A 17,684-nucleotide genomic window follows, 5' to 3' on the forward strand; every position below is an offset into this window, starting at 1 on the left:
ACCTGTCAAGCGCTTATTTTGAAGTTTTTCGCGAGAAACTCGTTTAGCTTCAAACACTTGGCTCGCTGCGATCTCTCGTAGCGGGAGGCGAATCATACAGCGTTTAGAAGCGCTGTCAACCACCTTTTCAACCGCTGACGATCTTTCGATCGAAGCCCTTCAAACTTCGTCTTCACTATTTAACTCATTGAATCTCAAGGAGTTTTTCGTTCCGACTACGCTGGAAGTGGGGCGCATTATAAGGGGATTCGAAACCCCGTCAACCTTTAATTTCACGAAACCTTAATATCGCTAAAAAGCAAAGCGGGGAGGCCTTCGGCCTCCCCGCTATTCCACTTCTCTATATAGCCTCAAAGCACCCCAGCACTGCGCAAGCGGTGCACCGCTTCGGCATCCAGCCCCAACACCTCACTCAATACCGCCTCGGTGTGCTCACCCAACAGCGGCGGCGCCCGCCGGTACTCCACCGGCGTCTCCGACAAGCGAATAGGGCTGGCTACCTGCGGCACACTCCCCGCCAGTGGATGCGGGATAGCCACCGCCAACCCTCGAGCCACCACCTGCGGATCCTGGAACATCTGCGCCAGGTCATTGATTGGCCCACACGGCACCCCAGCCTTCTCCAACTGGCTCACCCACTCCGCCGTGGTCTTGAACACCGTAGCCTGGCGAATCAACGGAATCAGCTCACCACGGTTGGCCACACGCAGCTTATTAGTAGCGAAGCGCGGATCATCCGCCCACTGCGGCTGCCCAGCCACCTCGGCAAACTTGCGAAACTGACCATCATTACCCACGGTAAGAATGAAATCGCCGTCTGCTGTAGGGAAGTCCTGGTAAGGCACGATATTGGGATGCGCATTACCCAGGCGCCGGGGCGGGGTGCCCGTGGTCAGGTAGTTCATGGCCTGGTTCGCCAGGCAGGCCACCTGGACATCGAGCAGTGCCATGTCGACATGCTGGCCGATCCCGGTCTGGTCCCGATGGGCGAGGGCAGCCAAAATCGCCACAGTCGAGTACAACCCAGTAAGAATGTCAGTCAGCGCCACGCCAACCTTTACCGGCCCTGCACCTTCTTCCCCCTCAGGCCGACCGGTCAGGCTCATCAGGCCACCCAGCCCTTGGATCATGAAGTCATAGCCCGCGCGCTTGGCATAGGGCCCCGTCTGGCCAAAACCGGTAATGGAGCAATAGATAAGCTTTGGGTTGAGCGCTTTCAGGCTTTGGTAATCCAGCCCATAGGCTGCGAGGCCACCCACCTTGAAGTTCTCGATGACAATATCCGACTTCGCCGCCAACTCACGCACCAAACGTTGCCCCTCAGCCTGCGTGAAGTCGATCGTCACCGAACGCTTGTTGCGATTGGCCGAGAGGTAATAGGCGGCCTCACTGGTGTTCTCACCTCGGGCATCTCTGAGGAAAGGCGGCCCCCACGAGCGGGTATCATCGCCATTACCAGGGCGCTCGACCTTGATCACGTCAGCCCCAAGGTCAGCGAGAATCTGGCCAGACCATGGGCCGGCCAACACGCGCGAAAGGTCCAGCACCCGCAGATGTGATAGCGCGCCCATGGGCTGGCTCCTTATTAATAGAAGGCCTGGATGCCGGTCTGAGCACGCCCCAGGATCAACGCATGCACGTCATGGGTACCTTCATAGGTGTTGACCACCTCAAGGTTCACCAGATGGCGAGCCACGCCGAACTCATCGGAAATGCCGTTACCCCCCAGCATGTCACGTGCCATGCGGGCGATATCCAAGGCTTTACCGCAAGAGTTACGCTTCATGATCGAGGTGATCTCGACAGCCGCCGTGCCTTCATCCTTCATGCGCCCCAACCGCAGGCAGCCCTGCAGTGCCAGGGTGATCTCGGTCTGCATGTCGGCCAGCTTTTTCTGGATCAGCTGATTGGCTGCCAGCGGGCGGCCGAACTGCTGACGGTCCAGGGTGTATTGGCGCGCGGTATGCCAGCAGGCCTCGGCGGCGCCCAACGCCCCCCAGGAGATGCCATAGCGTGCCGAGTTCAGGCAGGTGAACGGGCCCTTGAGGCCGCGCACGTCTGGGAAGATGTTCTCCTCAGGCACGAACACGTTGTCCATCACGATCTCACCTGTGATCGAAGCACGCAGGCCCACCTTGCCGTGGATCGCCGGGGCGCTGAGGCCTTCCCAGCCCTTTTCCAGCACGAAGCCGCGGATATCGCCAGCGTCATCCTTGCCCCACACCACGAACACATCGGCGATCGGGCTGTTGGTGATCCACATCTTGCTGCCGGTCAGGCGGTAGCCGCCGTCCACCTTTCTGGCCCGGGTGATCATCGAGCCCGGGTCGGAGCCGTGGTTAGGCTCGGTCAGGCCAAAGCAGCCGATCCACTCACCCGTGGCGAGCTTGGGCAGGTACTTCTGCTTCTGCGCCTCGGTGCCGAATTCGTTGATCGGTACCATCACCAGGGAAGACTGCACACTCATCATCGAGCGATAGCCAGAGTCGATCCGCTCGACCTCACGAGCGATCAGCCCGTAACACACATAATTAAGGCCGCTGCCGCCATACTGCTCGGGGATGGTGGCACCCAGCAAACCGATTTCACCCATCTCGCGGAAGATCGCCGGGTCGGTCTGCTCATGGCGGAAGGCTTCGAGCACGCGCGGCGCCAGCTTGTCCTGGGCGAACTGATAAGCGCTGTCACGCACCATGCGCTCTTCTTCAGTGAGCTGCTGATCGAGCAGCAGCGGATCGATCCAGTTGAAGCTTGCTTTACCGGCCATGAGCGAAATCCTCGAAAAGAGAGAGCAAATTCTTGTGCCCTTGAGCCTAGGCCTGATCGGCCGTCGGGACAAACGAGGATTGCGCACGGATTAGTGATAATTTGTCACTTCGTAAATCAGCAAAACGCCACATTGACAGCCTTACAAGTGAGGTTGACGTACATGCGCCGCAAGATCCCCAGCACTGCCGCCCTGGTCTGTTTCGAGGCGGCGGCGCGTAACGAGAGCTTCACCAAGGCCGCGCAAGAACTCGCGCTGACCCAGGGCGCCGTTTGTCGGCAGATCGGCGGCCTGGAGGCCTTCCTTAATGTGGAACTGTTTCGCCGCTCAAGGCGCGGGGTGAAGCTGACCGAGGCTGGCCTTTCCTACAGCCGCCAGGTTGCCGCGCAGCTGGATGCGGTAGAGCGCGATACCTTGTCGGTCATGCGCCAGCAGGGCGCCAATGTGATCGAACTGGCCGTGGTACCCACCTTCGGCACCCAATGGCTGCTCCCCAGGCTCAAGGACTTCCAGCAGCGCCACCCCGACGTCACCGTCAACCTGACCAACCGCACCCGGCCATTTCTGTTTGCCGACACAGCCTTTGATGCAGCCATCTATTTCGGCGATGCCGACTGGTCCGGCACCCAATCGCATAGACTGATGGGCGAGAACCCTGTCCCCGTCTGCAGCCCGGCGTTGCTGGGCGGGCAGGGCATGCTCGACGCCCGCCGCATTGCGCAACTCCCCTTGCTGCAGCAGACCACGCGCCCCTATGCCTGGCGGCAATGGTTCGGCGGCCTGGGCATGAACGTGGAGCGCGACATGACAGGCCCGCGTTATGAACTATTCTCGATGCTCGCGCAGGCGGCGATGCACGAAATGGGTATCGCGCTGATCCCGCCCTTTCTAATCCAGCGGGAGTTGCAGGAGGGTAGGTTGGTGGTCGCTAACAGGCATGCCCTGAGCAGTGACAAGGCCTACTATCTGATGATTCCCGAACGCAAAGTGGAGTCTGCCTCGCTACGGGCTTTCCGCGACTGGCTGGTAGCACAAGCGCAGGCTTACACCACCGCCTCTGCCTAGTCGCAGCCAACCAACCTGACTTCGTAGTCAATTATTTTAAACACCTACAGATATATGTATTTGTCGCATATTCGAAAACTGTTACGCAAGCCTGAAAATCCCGTTTAACCCTGCTGACTGCGCGGCTTTCAGGCTTAAATTGCGACATTTAGCGAACCGTAAGCGAAATACCGCAATTTTTTTTAGTTTTATCTCCTAATCTCCCAATGGCCCATGGTTGACGGGCTGCAACCGAAGGCTTGCGACATACGGTCACAGGGTGACTTGTAGTTTTAACTTCGTTTCGCTCCAGAACCGGTTGAAGCCCCTTGGGTTCATCTGCAAAATGCCTGGCCCGCCTAGGATTCGGCGGGTTGGACCGCACCAGCGCACCAGCCGAAGTACGCTGGCTTCAACAAAGACAAAAGGTCACCGCAGGAGACATAGTCGTGCACATTGGTGTTCCTCTCGAGACGCAGACGGGTGAGACAAGGGTCGCCGCGACCCCTGAAACCATCAAAAAACTGGTTGCCCAGGGCCATCAGGTCACCGTCCAACGGGGGGCAGGGCTAAACGCCAGCATTCCGGACAGTGCCTATGAGGCTGTGGGTGCCTCCCTGGGTACCGCCGCCGATGCCTACGGCGCGCAACTGGTACTTAAAGTAGTCGCGCCCAACGACCAGGAGATGGCGCTGATCAACAGCGGCAGCCTGCTGGTGGGCATGCTCAACCCGTTCAACAGTGAACTGATCGGCAAGATGGCCGAGCGCGGTATCACCGCCTTCGCCCTCGAAGCAGCGCCGCGTACCTCGCGGGCACAAAGCCTCGATGTGCTGTCGTCCCAGGCCAACATCGCCGGTTACAAGGCGGTACTGCTGGCAGCGCACTACTACCCTCGCTTCATGCCCATGCTGATGACGGCCGCCGGTACCGTGAAGGCTGCTCGCGTGCTGATCCTCGGCGCAGGCGTTGCAGGCCTGCAGGCCATTGCTACCGCCAAGCGCATGGGTGCCGTGATTGAGGCGTCGGATGTACGCCCCGCCGTTAAAGAGCAGATCGAATCGCTGGGCGCCAAGTTCATCGACGTGCCTTACGAAACCGATGAGGAACGTGAGTGCGCCGAGGGCGTTGGTGGCTATGCCCGGCCAATGCCGGCCAGCTGGATGCAGCGCCAGGCCCAGGCCGTACACGAACGCGCCAAGCAGGCCGACATCGTCATCACCACCGCACTGATCCCTGGCCGCAAGGCGCCGACCCTGCTCAGCGCCGAAACCGTCGCGCAGATGAAGCCTGGGTCGGTGGTCATCGACCTGGCGGCCGCCCAAGGCGGTAACTGCCCACTGACCGTCGCCGACCAGGTGGTGCAGGAAAACGGCGTGACCATCGTCGGCCCGACCAACCTGCCTGCCCAGGTGGGGGCCGATGCATCGGCACTGTACGCACGCAACCTGCTGGACTTCATGAAGCTGTTGTTCGACAAGGACAACGCGCTGGTCATCAACCTCGAAGACGACATCGTCGCGGCCTGCCTCATGTGCCGCGATGGCCAAGTCGTCCGCAAGAACGGCTAAGGAGCACGACAAATGGAAGACATGCTGATTTCCCATGGCATCTACAACCTGATCATTTTCGTGCTGGCCATCTATGTGGGCTACCACGTGGTGTGGAACGTCACCCCAGCGCTGCACACGCCGCTGATGGCGGTCACCAACGCCATCTCGGCCATCGTCATCGTCGGTGCCATGCTGGCGGCGGCGCTGACCGTAACGCCCGCCGGCAAGCTGATGGGCACGCTGGCCGTGGCCTTGGCGGCGGTCAACGTGTTCGGTGGCTTCCTGGTCACCCGTCGCATGCTTGAGATGTTCAAGAAGAAAGCCAAGAACGAGGCGAAGAAGTAAGCATGAGCATGAATCTGGTAACGCTTCTCTACCTGGTCGCCTCGATCTGCTTCATCCAGGCGCTCAAGGGCCTTTCGCACCCGACCACGTCACGCCGCGGCAATCTGTTCGGCATGATCGGCATGGGCTTGGCAATCGTCACTACGGTTGGCCTCATTTATAAGCTGGGCGCAGAACTGGCAACGGCCGGTATCGGCTACGTGATCGTCGGCCTGCTGGTCGGTGGTACCGCGGGTTCGATCATGGCCAAGCGGGTCGAGATGACCAAGATGCCGGAACTGGTCGCCTTCATGCACAGCATGATCGGCCTGGCCGCGGTGTTCATCGCCATTGCCGCCGTGTTGGAGCCGCAGTCGATGGGTATCGTCGCCAGCATCAGCGACCCGATCCCGACGGGTAACCGCCTGGAGCTGTTCCTCGGCGCGGCAATTGGTGCCATCACCTTCTCCGGTTCCGTGATCGCCTTCGGCAAGCTGTCGGGCAAGTACAAGTTCCGCCTGTTCCAAGGCGCACCGGTACAGTTCGCCGGCCAGCACAAGCTGAACCTGATCCTGGGCCTGACCACCATCGCCCTGGGCCTGCTGTTCACCTTCACCGGCCACTACAGTGCCTTTACCCTGATGCTGGTTCTGGCCTTCATCATGGGCGTGCTGATCATTATTCCGATCGGTGGCGCGGACATGCCGGTGGTGGTGTCGATGCTCAACAGCTATTCGGGCTGGGCAGCAGCGGGTATCGGCTTCTCGCTGAACAACTCGATGCTGATCATCGCAGGCTCGCTGGTCGGCTCCAGCGGTGCCATCCTCTCGTACATCATGTGCAAGGCGATGAACCGTTCGTTCTTCAATGTCATCCTCGGCGGCTTCGGCGGCGCGACCGATGCCGGTGGCCCCGCAGGCACCCAGGAAGCTCGCCCGGTAAAATCCGGCTCGGCCGACGACGCTACCTTCCTGCTCAGCAATGCCGACACGGTAATCATCGTGCCGGGTTACGGCCTGGCAGTCGCCCGTGCCCAGCACGCGCTGAAGGAGCTGACCGAGAAGCTGACCCACAACGGCGTGACCGTGAAGTATGCGATCCACCCGGTGGCAGGCCGCATGCCGGGGCACATGAACGTGTTGCTGGCCGAAGCCGAAGTGCCGTACGACCAGGTGTTCGAGATGGACGACATCAACGCCGAATTCGGCCAGGCCGACGTGGTACTGGTATTGGGCGCCAACGATGTGGTCAACCCGGCAGCGAAAAACGATCCCAAGTCGCCGATTGCCGGCATGCCGATCCTGGAAGCGTTCAAGGCCAAGACCATCATCGTCAACAAGCGCTCCATGGCCAGCGGCTATGCAGGCCTGGACAACGAACTGTTCTACCTGGACAAGACCATGATGGTATTCGGTGACGCCAAGAAGGTAATCGAGGATATGGTCAAAGCCGTGGAGTAACCCACTGGCTGCAAACCGTGCGCTATATAAGAAGCCCCGCCGAGAAATCTGCGGGGCTTTTACATTTGCCTGATCCAGATCAACGGCTCTACTTCCGGGCTTCTCATACGACCATGGTCGTGGGACGGCAACCGGCGAAATCTCTAGACTGCGCTCCAGTAGCTTCAGTAGCCTGAGATAACAATCCATGTACCGTGATCGTATCCGCTTGTCCTCCCTGCACAGCAAGGTAATGAGTGCGGCTGATGCCGCTGGTCTGATCGAGGACGGCATGACCGTCGGCATGAGCGGCTTCACCCGCGCCGGCGAAGCCAAGGCCGTACCCCATGCCCTGGCCGAACGTGCCAAGCAGTCGCCGCTGAAAATCAGCCTGATGACCGGCGCCAGCCTGGGCAATGACCTGGACAAGCAGCTGACCGAGGCCGGCGTGCTGGCTCGCCGCATGCCCTTCCAGGTCGACAGCACCCTGCGCAAGGCCATCAACGACGGCCAGGTGATGTTCATCGACCAGCACCTGTCGGAAACCGTCGAGCAATTGCGCAACCAGCAGCTCAAGCTGCCGGACATCGCCGTCATCGAAGCCGTGGCCATCACCGAACAAGGCCATATCGTGCCGACCACTTCGGTAGGCAACTCGGCCAGCTTCGCGATCTTCGCCAAGCAAGTGATCGTCGAGATCAACCTGTCGCACAACGCCAACCTCGAAGGCCTGCACGACATCTATATCCCGACCTACCGCCCAACCCGCACACCGATCCCGCTGGTCAAGGTCGAAGATCGCATCGGCAGCACCGCCATCCCGATCGACCCGGCCAAGATCGTCGGTATCGTCATCAGCGACCAGCCGGACTCGCCATCCACTGTATTGCCGCCGGACGACGAAACCCAGGGCATCGCCGACCACCTGATCAACTTCCTCAAGAAGGAAGTCGACGCTGGCCGCATGACCAACAAGCTCGGCCCACTGCAGGCCGGTATCGGCAGCATCGCCAACGCGGTGATGTGCGGCTTGATCGATTCGCCGTTCGAAGACCTGACCATGTACTCCGAAGTACTGCAGGATTCGACCTTCGACCTGATCGACGCCGGCAAGCTGAGCTTCGCCTCCGGCAGCTCGATCACCCTGTCGACCCGTCGCAATGCCGATGTGTTCGGCAACCTGGAGCGCTACAAGGACAAGCTGGTGCTGCGCCCACAGGAGATCTCCAACCACCCAGAGGTGGTCCGTCGCCTGGGCATCATTGGTATCAACACCGCGCTGGAGTTCGATATCTACGGCAACGTCAACTCCACCCACGTGTGCGGCACGCGGATGATGAACGGCATCGGTGGTTCTGGCGATTTCGCCCGTAACGCGCACCTGGCCGTGTTCGTCACCAAGTCGATTGCCAAGGGTGGCGCGATTTCCAGCGTGGTGCCGATGGTCAGCCACGTCGACCACACCGAGCACGACGTCGACATCCTGGTCACTGAGCAGGGGCTTGCAGACTTGCGCGGCCTGGCGCCACGCGAGCGTGCCCGGGCGATCATCGACAACTGTGTGCACCCGGATTACCGCGCAGCGCTGAACGACTACTTCGATCGCGCCTGCCAGCGCGGTGGCCATACGCCGCACATTCTGCGCGAAGCGTTGAGCTGGCACGAAAACCTGGAAGAGACCGGGCGCATGCTCGCCAGCTGATTCCCACACGCCTTTAGTTACACCGCTCCAAACAAGCCGCCTTTAGCCGGTACAGCGCGCGATTCGTCGTCAGCGCCGTGCCGGATGAAGGCGGCTTGCCGGCTATAGGGCCGGTACAGTCAAACCCCTCGCTCGAAACGACCGCCAATCAAGCTACAGAAACTGTACTACTGTACTGGTATTCTTAGCTTACCTTCTGCTGACCACCTCTCATCCCCGACCATTTTGCACCATATAAGTGCAGACCAGTACAGTTGCGCCTATTTAGAGTGCAACAGTAGGGTTACACAGTTAACTGAACCATCGTAATGCCGCAGAACTGTATCTACTGTTATGGACAAGAGAGGAGGATCATTGGCATCAGTTAAATCACTACCTAATCCCGCCATAAGCGGAAGGATGAAACATCATGGAACGTACACTCAGTTCCGGTCTGGTTTTTGAAAGCAACGCCCAACAAACCAACGCTTCGATGCCTCTGCGCGCCCTGTCCACCCTGCTGTTGTGGCAGCGTCGCATGGCCAGCCGCCGTCAATTGGCTCGCCTGGACTCCCGCCTGCTGGCCGACGCCGGTATCAGCGAGTCGCAGCGTTACGAAGAGCTGAGCAAGCCTTTCTGGCGCTAAGCTCCGGCTTGCCGGCTACGCCCGGCACCGCGAATTCCTAAACCCGTTGCAGGTGACTGCAGCGGGTTTTTTGTTTGTAAGCCACGTACCAGAGCGGCTCACAGCTCTACAGGTACAGTTTCTTATAATTCAAAAACACACCAGTACAGTACTGGGAAGGGGTGTTCATTAACATCCAGAAACATCGACGCGTGATACGCTTGGCTTAACAGTCTGGTAGAAACCAGATGTTGAAAAGTACCGAGACGCGCAGTGCGAGCGTCCGATTAGCAGAATCCCCTAGGAGTCCACGATCATGTCCCTTAAACACCTGATTGGCGCCGCCCTGATGCTGAGCCTGGCCGGCACCGCCAGCGCCACCAGCTTCGTCGTCACCACTGACGCAGTCGTGGGCGCTGTCGCTGCATCCACCGACGCCACCTCCGACGTATCGTCGTCGTTCCGCGACGACAAGATCGTCCAAGCCGCCCGTGACGATGCCGCCAGCTTCGTTGGCAGCCAAGGCGACATTCGCGGCGCCAAGCTGGAAAGCGCCTTCCTGCACATTCGCGCGCAAATGCCGACCCTGCAGGCTAGCGACGCACAGCTGGCACAGGCCATCCTGGCCATCTGACCTGCACTGAGCCCTGCGACTGTACGGGTGCTCGCCCGCACAGCCGCAGGTGTCTTCACCCCCTCGTTCCCAGCCGTCAGAAGCCCATGCGTTATCTGTTGCCGTTGTTGTTAGTCGCCGTTGGCATTCCCCTAAGCATGGCACCTGCCCATGCGTTGGACACCACCACGCAAAGCCTGGTCATCACAGGCTATGTCACCAGCCAAGTCACCACAGCGCCGTTCGACCGCAAGCTGGTCAGCCAGGCCCGTGACGATGCTGCGGTATTCGTCGCCAGCGATGGCCTGATCCTCGGTGCGCGCCTGGAAGCGGCGTTCGCCTCGCTGCGCCAGCACGGTGCCGCACAGGCTGTCGGCGACCTGGAACTGGCGCAGGCAATTCTCGTCCAATGACTACACCTGACTCCCTGTATTTTTCGGAGATGCTCCATGCGTAAACCGCTGATTGCCGCTACCCTCGGCATGCTGCTGCTGGCCGACCTGGCCCAGGCACAGACGCTGGTGGCCACCAGCAACATCATCGTGCGTGCCTTTGGCCGTTCGATCGATTTCACGTCCGACACCACCACCTCGATCCGTGACTCCAAAGTCGTGCGTGAAGCGCACGACGATGCCGCCAGCTTCGTCGCCAGCAACGGTGATATACGTGGCGCCCAGCTTGAAGCTGCGTTCAATACCCTGCGCGAGCGCCTGCCTGAAGCGCGAGGCGCCAGCGACCAAGTGCTGGCTGAAGCCATTCTCGCGCTGTGAACCAGGTGCGTGCCTGGCTGCTCGGCTGCGCCCTGACGCTGCTCGGCACACCCGCCCTGGCCGACCTGCAGCTTGAGCTGCAGGCCTCCGGCCTCGACCCTCAACAACGCCAAGCCAGCCAGGCACTGCTCGACGAAGCACTGGGCAAGCTGCCGCCGCGCTTCAAGCAGCAACTGGACCGGCGTGTGCAGGTCAGCTGGACTGCGCGCATGCCCGCCGACGCCTATGGCCAGGCGTCGCTGGTTTCTACCCTGGAGCTCAACAGCCGCCTGCTGCCCGGGCTGGTCGATGGCAGCGCCGCCCGCGAACGCACCCACCGCCCACACGGCACCGTGCGCGAAGAGCTGCTGGCGACTGTCCTGCATGAGCTGACCCATATTTACGACCGGGCCCGGTTGTGGCCGTCCACCGAGCGCTCGCTGATCGCCCGTTGCAAGCGCCAGCAGGGCACCGTGGGCAAAATCGGCTTGCCAGAGGCGTGCCGCGGCCAGGCCGAGCGGCGCTTCACCTTGAGCGATGACCCACGCCTGCTCGACCTTGCGGGCTGGCAGCAATATGTCGGCCGCCGCGGTGAGCGTGAGCAGCACAACGGCCAGTTCGTGCGCAGCCCAGACACCTATGAGCTGAGCAGCCCCAAGGAATTCATCGCGGTCAACATGGAGTACTTCCTCCTCGACCCGAGCTATGCCTGCCGGCGCCCCGCCTTGAACCAGTACCTGCGCGACCACTTTGGCTGGGCACCCGCGCAAGAGAGCTGCGCCAAGGGCTTGCCATTCCTCAACGCGGGCAGCGACTTCGCTCGCCAGCCACTGGGGGAAATCGACCCCGAACGCGTTTATGAAGTCGACTACCTGCTGGCCGAGGCCAATCAGAACTGGGTCAGCCGCTGGGGCCACAGCATGCTGCGCCTGGTCATCTGCAAACCTGGGCGACCGCGCGGCCCGGATTGCCGCCTGGACCTCGACCAACACCTGGTGCTGTCGTACCGCGCCTTCGTCAACGATGTGCAGTTGTCCAGCTGGGACGGCCTGGTCGGCGCTTATCCATCGCGGCTGTTCGTGTTGCCGTTGGGCCAGGTCATCGACGAGTACACCAAGACCGAGCTGCGCAGCCTGGCGTCGATCCCCCTCAAGCTCGACCGCCAGGAAGTCGAGAACCTGGTGCGCCAAGCGGCGGAAATGCACTGGAGCTACGACGGCAATTACTACTTCCTGTCCAACAATTGCGCGGTCGAATCGCTGAAACTGCTGCGCAGTGGCACCGCCAACCCGCGCCTGAACGACCTCGACAGCATCATGCCCAACGGCCTGCTGGAAGTGCTCAAAGGGCGCGGCATTGCCGATACCAGTGTGCTCGATGACCCCCGCGAAGCCCTGCGCCTGGGTTACCGCTTCGACTCCTACCGTGACCGCTACCAGGCCATGTTCGACGTGCTGAAAAAGCAGCTGCCGATCAAGCAGGACAAGGTCGAGGACTGGCTGGCCCTGGATGCCGAACAGCGCCGCGGCTGGTTCGCCCAGGCCGACCTGCGCACCAGCGCTGCCTTGCTGCTGCTCGAGCAGGCCAGCCTGCGCCGCCAGCTGTTGCTGGCCCAGGACGAGGTCAAGCAGCGCTACCTGAACGCGGCTGCGCTGAAGGATGGCAGCATCGACAAGGCCAACCAGACGCTGCAGCAGATGCTCGCCAACAGCGGCTTCCTCAGCCGCCCGGCAGAACTGCTGGACGCCAAAGGCTATGGTCTACCGCAGCCCGATGAGCGCAAGCACCTGGAGAAAGTCAGCAGCGAGCGGCAGGCCCAGTTGCTGCGCCTAAGCACCGACCTGGACAAAGAGGTGAGGGCGCTGCTGGACCCCTCGCGGGCCAAGGAGATTGCCGCGATCGAGACCAACGTGAAGCAGGTGGGTGAGCATCTGCGAACGCTGCACAAGGCCGCAGGCGGGTTGCAGTTGTAGTCATCACAGCACCGGCCTCATCGCGGGCAAGCCCGCTCCCACAGGGTTATCACTGCCCTTGGCGCAGCGGGGTACCTGTGGGAGCGGGCTTGCCCGCGAAGGCCATGTGACCAAACAGATAACCTACAGGCTTTCCCCAACCTCCCCAGGCAGATCCTCATCCAGGTGCAACCAAGGCAACCGGCTACCCGTCCAGATATGCCGGTTGGCCCGCACCCGCTCCGGGTGGTCCAGCGTCGCCACCGTCACGTCGATGCTGTCCGGGCTGTGCGAAGTGACCAATGCCACATGCGCCCCACACTGCCCGCAAAAATACCGGCTGCAACTGGCCGGCGCCACATAGCAGCGCGGCTCGCCCGCCAACCACTGGAATGCGGAACGCGGCACCGTCAGCCAAGTCACCACCAACCCGCCACTGACGCGCCGACAGATCGAACAATGGCAGTGGGCGACATCCGTCAGCGCCCCCTCCAGCCGATACCGCAAGCCACCACAGTGGCAGCCACCTTCGGTCACATTCTGCATCACCTACCTCCCGTCGCCTTTGTCACAGCGAAAGCTGGCTGAAAGCTTGCCCTCTTAGGATAGCGCCCACTACCGGCACAAGACCGGTCAGCCAGGGCACCCGGAATCTTCCGCGCCCGGCCCAATCAACAACAACAATGGTGATTCTGATGTATTCCTGTGCCCGCCTTCATGTCGTCCCCCTCCGCATGCTCCCTGCACAGCGCCTGACGCGCTGATCCGCCCGAATCGACTGTCCTTTCGCCGCGCCACGCCTGGAGTATTGCCATGCTGACCTTCCTCGGCTTTGCCATGGTCATCACCTTCATGTACCTGATCATGACCAAGCGCCTGTCGGCCTTGATCGCGCTGATCCTGGTACCGATCCTGTTCGCCCTGTTCGGCGGTTTCTCCGCCAAGATCGGCCCCATGATGCTTGAGGGCATCAGCAAGCTCGCGCCAACCGGCGTGATGTTGATGTTCGCCATCCTCTACTTTGCCCTGATGATCGACTCCGGCCTGTTCGACCCGGCCGTGCGCAAGATCCTCAAGCTGGTCAAAGGCGACCCGCTGAAAGTCTCGGTCGGCACCGCCGTGCTGGCCCTGGTGGTCTCGCTCGACGGTGACGGCGCCACCACCTACATGATCTGCTGCGCCGCCATGCTGCCCATGTACAGCCGCTTGGGCATGAGCCCGCGGATCATGGCCGGCCTGATCATCCTGGCCGGCGGGGTGATGAACATGACCCCCTGGGGTGGCCCGACCGCACGCGCCGCCAGCGCACTGCACGTAGACCCGTCGGACATTTTCGTGCCCATGATCCCAGCCATGCTGTTCGGCGTACTGGCGATCCTGGCCATCGCCTATATGTACGGCAAGCGTGAACGTGCCCGCCTGGGCGAACTGCACCTGCCGACCGACGACATCGACCACAGCGAAATCACCGTGTCGCAGTTCCCGGAGGCGCGCCGGCCGAAACTGCTGTACTTCAACGGTGCCCTGACCGCGGCCCTGATGGTTGCCCTGATCGCAGGCGTGCTGCCACTGCCGGTGCTGTTCATGATCGCCTTCAGCATCGCCATGATCGTCAACTATCCCTGCCTGCAGCAGCAAAAAGACCGCATTGCCGCCCACGCCGGCAGCGTTCTGGCGGTAACCGGGCTGATCTTCGCCGCCGGTATCTTCACCGGCATCCTGTCCGGCACCGGCATGGTCGATGCCATGTCCAAGAGCCTGCTGGCGGTCATCCCCGAGGCCCTGGGCCCGTACCTGGCGGTGATCACCGCGATCGTGAGCATGCCGTTCACGTTCTTCATGTCCAACGACGCCTTCTACTACGGCGTGTTGCCGGTACTCGCCGAGGCCGCCAGCCACTACGGCATCAGCCCGGTCGAGATGGCCCGCGCGTCGATCGTCGGCCAGCCGGTACATCTGCTCAGCCCCTTGGTACCCTCCACCTACCTGCTGGTGGCCCTGGCCGGCATCGAGTTCGGTGACCACCAGCGCTTCACCCTGAAGTGGGCAGTTCTGGTGTGCCTGTGCATAATGCTCGCCGCGCTGCTGATGGGGATTTTCCCGCTGTTCAGTAGTCTTTAATAAACACGTATTACCCCTCCCGCGATGCGCCCCAAATTGGGGCGCGTCGCCTTTACCGTTCGAAGGAATACACATGGAATGGCTGACCAGCCCGGAAATCTGGGTTGCCTTTTTCACCCTCACCGCGCTTGAGATCGTTCTCGGGATCGACAACATCATCATGATCTCGATCCTGGTCAGCCGCATGCCCAAGCACATGCAGCCACGTACCCGGATCTTCGGCCTGGCCCTGGCCATGGTCACGCGTATCATGCTGTTGCTGTCGATCACCTGGGTCATGCGCCTGACCGCCGATCTGTTCGTGGTCTTCGGCCAAGGCATCTCCGGCCGCGACCTGATCCTGTTCTTCGGCGGCCTGTTCCTGTTGTGGAAGAGCTCCCAGGAGATCTACCACGGCCTGGAAGGCGAAGACGAAAGCTCGGACGAACCGAAAGGCGCGGGCGGCAAGTTCTTCTACACCATCATCCAGATCGCCATCATCGACATCGTGTTCTCGCTGGACTCGGTGATCACCGCTGTGGGCATGGTCTCCCATGTGCCGGTGATGATCGCCGCCATCGTCGTCGCCGTGCTGGTGATGATGCTGTGTGCCGGTGCCATCAGTAACTTCATCGACAAGCACCCTTCGCTGAAGATGCTCGCGCTGTCGTTCCTGATCGTGGTCGGTACCGTGCTGATCGCCGAATCGTTCGACGTGCATGTGCCAAAAGGCTACGTCTACTTCGCCATGGCGTTCTCGCTGGCGGTCGAAGCGATCAACATCCGTATGCGCACTGCCCTGTCGCGCAAAGATGGCAAAGAGCATGATCCGGTGAAACTGCGCAAGGACATTCCGGGTCAATAAACCCAGGAAGCGCGTTTCAAGCAAGGGCCCTTCGGGGCCCTTTTTCGTGCCTGCCGGCCTCTTCGCGGGTAAAACCCGCTCCCACAGGCCGCCAACGATCCCTGTGGGAGCGGGTTTACCCGCGAAGAGGCCAGCAGGGCAATCATTCATGACCGGTTGTTTCAAATCGCCGACAGCCATGCGAAGCTGGCAAGCGCTGCACAAAACAACTAAAGCTTTGAGTGGGCACTGAAATTTTCCAAAACGCCCACGCTCCACTTATTGGCCCACATGGGCCATTGGCAACAGGGGGCTTCGCCATGCTGACCCTGCTCAACCTGCTCTCGGCCGTGACGCTATTGGTCTGGGGCACACACATCGTGCGTACCGGCATCCTCCGGGTTTTCGGCTCTGACCTGCGCCGCATCATCAGCCAGAACATGAACAAACGCCCCCTGGCGTTCATCGCCGGGATTCTGGTAACCGCCATGGTGCAGAGCAGCAACGCCACCGCGATGCTGGTCACATCCTTCGTCGGCCAAGGCCTGATGGCCATGACACCGGCCTTGGCGATCATGCTTGGCGCCGATGTCGGTACCGCGCTCATGGCCCGGGTACTGACTTTCGACCTGTCGTGGCTGTCGCCCCTGCTGATCTTCCTGGGTGTGATCTTCTTCCTCTCGCGCAAACAAACCCGCGTCGGCCAGCTGGGGCGGGTAGGGATTGGCCTTGGCTTGATCATCCTGGCCCTGGAGCTGATCGTGCAGGCCGCTGCGCCCATCACCCATGCCCAGGGCGTGAAAGTCCTGTTCGCGTCGTTGACCGGCGACATCTTGCTCGACGCCTTGGTCGGCGCGCTGTTCGCCATGATCTCCTATTCCAGCCTGGCGGCGGTCTTGCTCACCGCGACCCTGGCCGGCGCTGAAGTGATCAGCCTGCCGGTGGCCATCGGCCTGGTGGTGGGTGCCAACATCGGCAGCGGCTTGCTGGCCTTCATCAGCACCAGCATGCAGAACGCCGCCGGGCGGCGCGTCGCGCTGGGCAGCTTGCTGTACAAGCTGTTCGGCCTGTTGCTGATCATTCCGGTGCTGCACCCACTGGTGGAGTGGATGGACACCTTGAGCTTCAGCCCTCAGGAGCTAGTGATCGGGTTCCACCTGCTCTACAACACCCTGCGCTGCTTGCTCATGCTGCCAACCGTCAAACCCATGGGCCGGCTGTGCAACTTCTTGCTGCCCGAGCGCGAAAACGGCAATGGCCAAGTACGCCCGCGCCACCTTGATGCCTCAGCGCTGGAAACGCCCAGCCTGGCACTGGCCAACGCGGCCCGCGAAACCCTGCGCCTGGGCGACATCGTCGACAGCCTGCTCGAAGCCATGCTCGGGGCCCTGCGCGGCACGCAAGCCGCACTGCCACAGCAGGTGCGCGCGTTGGCCGAGGATGCCGAGGCCCTGTACAGCGCCATCAAACTGTACCTGGCGCAGATGACGCGGGAGGACCTCAGCGAGCGCGATAACCGGCGCTGGGCCGAAATCATCGAGTTGGCGATCAACCTCAAGCTGGCCTGCGACCTGGTCGAACGCATGCTGCGCAAAGTCCAGCAGCAGAAAACCAGCCAGCGCCGCGAGTTTTCCCAGGTCGGCCTGGAGGAACTGACCGGCCTGCAGGAGCAGTTGCTGTCGAATCTGCGCCTAGGCCTGTCCGTATTCCTCAGCGCCGACCCCGAAAGCGCGCAGCTGTTGCTGCGTGAAAAACGCCGGTTTCGTGCACAGGAACGGCGCCTTGCTCACGCCCATGTCAGCCGCCTGCAACGCAAGGTGGTGCAAAGTATCGAGACCAGTTCGCTACACTTGGAGCTGATCGCAGACATGAAGCGGTTGAACTCTTTGTTCTGCAGCAGTGCCTATGTGGTACTCGGTGGCTCGGACACGGGCGGGCTAATGCTCGACAGCGTGCCGGACGAAGCCCGCTTGCCGTGATTTCGCCAACCAGG

16 protein-coding genes are annotated in these 17,684 nt (G+C 61.3%); 13 read left to right on the top strand and 3 right to left on the bottom strand.

Annotated features, from left to right (window positions below; translation table 11 throughout):
• Positions 1-350 precede the first annotated feature (350 nt).
• Positions 351-1,571, bottom strand: a complete 1,221-nt coding sequence (locus tag GIB19_RS05965; RefSeq protein WP_274884269.1) for a CaiB/BaiF CoA transferase family protein — start codon at positions 1,569-1,571, stop codon at positions 351-353.
• Between the two features lie 14 nt (positions 1,572-1,585).
• Entirely contained in the window at positions 1,586-2,767 is a 1,182-nt protein-coding gene (locus tag GIB19_RS05970; RefSeq protein ID WP_027591941.1) for an acyl-CoA dehydrogenase, read from the bottom strand.
• Between the two features lie 162 nt (positions 2,768-2,929).
• Between GIB19_RS05970 and GIB19_RS05975 the strand changes: the two genes are divergently transcribed.
• The 10 genes from GIB19_RS05975 to GIB19_RS06020 all read left to right on the top strand — a co-directional run bounded on the left by GIB19_RS05975 (position 2,930) and on the right by GIB19_RS06020 (position 12,768).
• Positions 2,930-3,832: a LysR family transcriptional regulator gene (locus GIB19_RS05975; RefSeq protein WP_027591942.1), complete on the top strand. Its 903-nt coding sequence runs from the start codon at positions 2,930-2,932 to the stop codon at positions 3,830-3,832.
• A 428-nt stretch (positions 3,833-4,260) separates the two neighbouring features.
• Entirely contained in the window at positions 4,261-5,382 is a 1,122-nt protein-coding gene (locus GIB19_RS05980; RefSeq protein ID WP_027591943.1) for a Re/Si-specific NAD(P)(+) transhydrogenase subunit alpha, read from the top strand.
• 12 nt (positions 5,383-5,394) lie between these two features.
• Entirely contained in the window at positions 5,395-5,709 is a 315-nt protein-coding gene (locus GIB19_RS05985; RefSeq protein WP_027591944.1) for an NAD(P) transhydrogenase subunit alpha, read from the top strand.
• 2 nt (positions 5,710-5,711) lie between these two features.
• Complete coding sequence (locus GIB19_RS05990; RefSeq protein ID WP_027591945.1) at positions 5,712-7,148, top strand: NAD(P)(+) transhydrogenase (Re/Si-specific) subunit beta; 1,437 nt, start codon at positions 5,712-5,714, stop codon at positions 7,146-7,148.
• A 187-nt stretch (positions 7,149-7,335) separates the two neighbouring features.
• Entirely contained in the window at positions 7,336-8,829 is a 1,494-nt protein-coding gene (locus GIB19_RS05995) for an acetyl-CoA hydrolase/transferase family protein (RefSeq protein WP_274884280.1), read from the top strand.
• A gap of 409 nt (positions 8,830-9,238) precedes the next feature.
• Positions 9,239-9,454 carry a DUF1127 domain-containing protein gene (locus GIB19_RS06000; RefSeq protein ID WP_274884283.1) on the top strand — a complete coding sequence of 72 codons (216 nt, stop codon included), beginning with the start codon at positions 9,239-9,241 and terminating at the stop codon, positions 9,452-9,454.
• A gap of 295 nt (positions 9,455-9,749) precedes the next feature.
• Positions 9,750-10,067: a DUF2388 domain-containing protein gene (locus GIB19_RS06005; protein ID WP_027591947.1), complete on the top strand. Its 318-nt coding sequence runs from the start codon at positions 9,750-9,752 to the stop codon at positions 10,065-10,067.
• A gap of 86 nt (positions 10,068-10,153) precedes the next feature.
• Entirely contained in the window at positions 10,154-10,459 is a 306-nt protein-coding gene (locus GIB19_RS06010; RefSeq protein WP_274884285.1) for a DUF2388 domain-containing protein, read from the top strand.
• 36 nt (positions 10,460-10,495) lie between these two features.
• Positions 10,496-10,816: a DUF2388 domain-containing protein gene (locus GIB19_RS06015; RefSeq protein ID WP_027591949.1), complete on the top strand. Its 321-nt coding sequence runs from the start codon at positions 10,496-10,498 to the stop codon at positions 10,814-10,816.
• Positions 10,813-12,768 (top strand): DUF7844 domain-containing protein, encoded by a 1,956-nt coding sequence (locus tag GIB19_RS06020; RefSeq protein ID WP_274884288.1) that lies wholly within the window; start codon positions 10,813-10,815, stop codon positions 12,766-12,768. Before GIB19_RS06015 ends, GIB19_RS06020 begins: the two co-directional genes overlap by 4 nt.
• 123 nt (positions 12,769-12,891) lie before the next feature.
• Here the strand turns inward: GIB19_RS06020 and GIB19_RS06025 are convergent, their stop codons facing one another.
• Positions 12,892-13,293: a GFA family protein gene (locus GIB19_RS06025; RefSeq protein WP_085272099.1), complete on the bottom strand. Its 402-nt coding sequence runs from the start codon at positions 13,291-13,293 to the stop codon at positions 12,892-12,894.
• Between the two features lie 267 nt (positions 13,294-13,560).
• Here GIB19_RS06025 and GIB19_RS06030 point away from each other — a divergent pair, with 267 nt between their 5' ends.
• From GIB19_RS06030 to GIB19_RS06040, 3 genes are all read left to right on the top strand, one after another.
• Entirely contained in the window at positions 13,561-14,868 is a 1,308-nt protein-coding gene (locus GIB19_RS06030) for a CitMHS family transporter (protein WP_085272100.1), read from the top strand.
• A gap of 73 nt (positions 14,869-14,941) precedes the next feature.
• Positions 14,942-15,712 (top strand): TerC family protein, encoded by a 771-nt coding sequence (locus tag GIB19_RS06035; protein WP_027591953.1) that lies wholly within the window; start codon positions 14,942-14,944, stop codon positions 15,710-15,712.
• Positions 15,713-16,011: 299 nt separating this feature from the next.
• Positions 16,012-17,670, top strand: coding sequence for a Na/Pi cotransporter family protein (locus tag GIB19_RS06040; protein WP_099428020.1), 1,659 nt, complete (start codon positions 16,012-16,014; stop codon positions 17,668-17,670).
• Positions 17,671-17,684: the final 14 nt, after the last annotated feature.

Source organism: Pseudomonas sp. ITEM 17296 (genome assembly GCF_028895205.1).
GTDB lineage: Bacteria > Pseudomonadota > Gammaproteobacteria > Pseudomonadales > Pseudomonadaceae > Aquipseudomonas > Aquipseudomonas kermanshahensis.

Excerpts from the sequence above, each read along its gene's own strand:
- GIB19_RS05965 (WP_274884269.1), bottom strand. The coding sequence starts at position 1,571 with ATGGGCGCGCTATCACATCTGCGGGTGCTGGACCTTTCGCGCGTGTTG.
- GIB19_RS05970 (WP_027591941.1), bottom strand. The coding sequence starts at position 2,767 with ATGGCCGGTAAAGCAAGCTTCAACTGGATCGATCCGCTGCTGCTCGAT.
- GIB19_RS05975 (WP_027591942.1), top strand. The coding sequence starts at position 2,930 with ATGCGCCGCAAGATCCCCAGCACTGCCGCCCTGGTCTGTTTCGAGGCG.
- GIB19_RS05985 (WP_027591944.1), top strand. The coding sequence starts at position 5,395 with ATGGAAGACATGCTGATTTCCCATGGCATCTACAACCTGATCATTTTC.
- GIB19_RS05990 (WP_027591945.1), top strand. The coding sequence starts at position 5,712 with ATGAGCATGAATCTGGTAACGCTTCTCTACCTGGTCGCCTCGATCTGC.
- GIB19_RS05995 (WP_274884280.1), top strand. The coding sequence starts at position 7,336 with ATGTACCGTGATCGTATCCGCTTGTCCTCCCTGCACAGCAAGGTAATG.
- GIB19_RS06000 (WP_274884283.1), top strand. The coding sequence starts at position 9,239 with ATGGAACGTACACTCAGTTCCGGTCTGGTTTTTGAAAGCAACGCCCAA.
- GIB19_RS06005 (WP_027591947.1), top strand. The coding sequence starts at position 9,750 with ATGTCCCTTAAACACCTGATTGGCGCCGCCCTGATGCTGAGCCTGGCC.
- GIB19_RS06010 (WP_274884285.1), top strand. The coding sequence starts at position 10,154 with ATGCGTTATCTGTTGCCGTTGTTGTTAGTCGCCGTTGGCATTCCCCTA.
- GIB19_RS06015 (WP_027591949.1), top strand. The coding sequence starts at position 10,496 with ATGCGTAAACCGCTGATTGCCGCTACCCTCGGCATGCTGCTGCTGGCC.
- GIB19_RS06025 (WP_085272099.1), bottom strand. The coding sequence starts at position 13,293 with ATGCAGAATGTGACCGAAGGTGGCTGCCACTGTGGTGGCTTGCGGTAT.
- GIB19_RS06030 (WP_085272100.1), top strand. The coding sequence starts at position 13,561 with ATGCTGACCTTCCTCGGCTTTGCCATGGTCATCACCTTCATGTACCTG.
- GIB19_RS06035 (WP_027591953.1), top strand. The coding sequence starts at position 14,942 with ATGGAATGGCTGACCAGCCCGGAAATCTGGGTTGCCTTTTTCACCCTC.
- GIB19_RS06040 (WP_099428020.1), top strand. The coding sequence starts at position 16,012 with ATGCTGACCCTGCTCAACCTGCTCTCGGCCGTGACGCTATTGGTCTGG.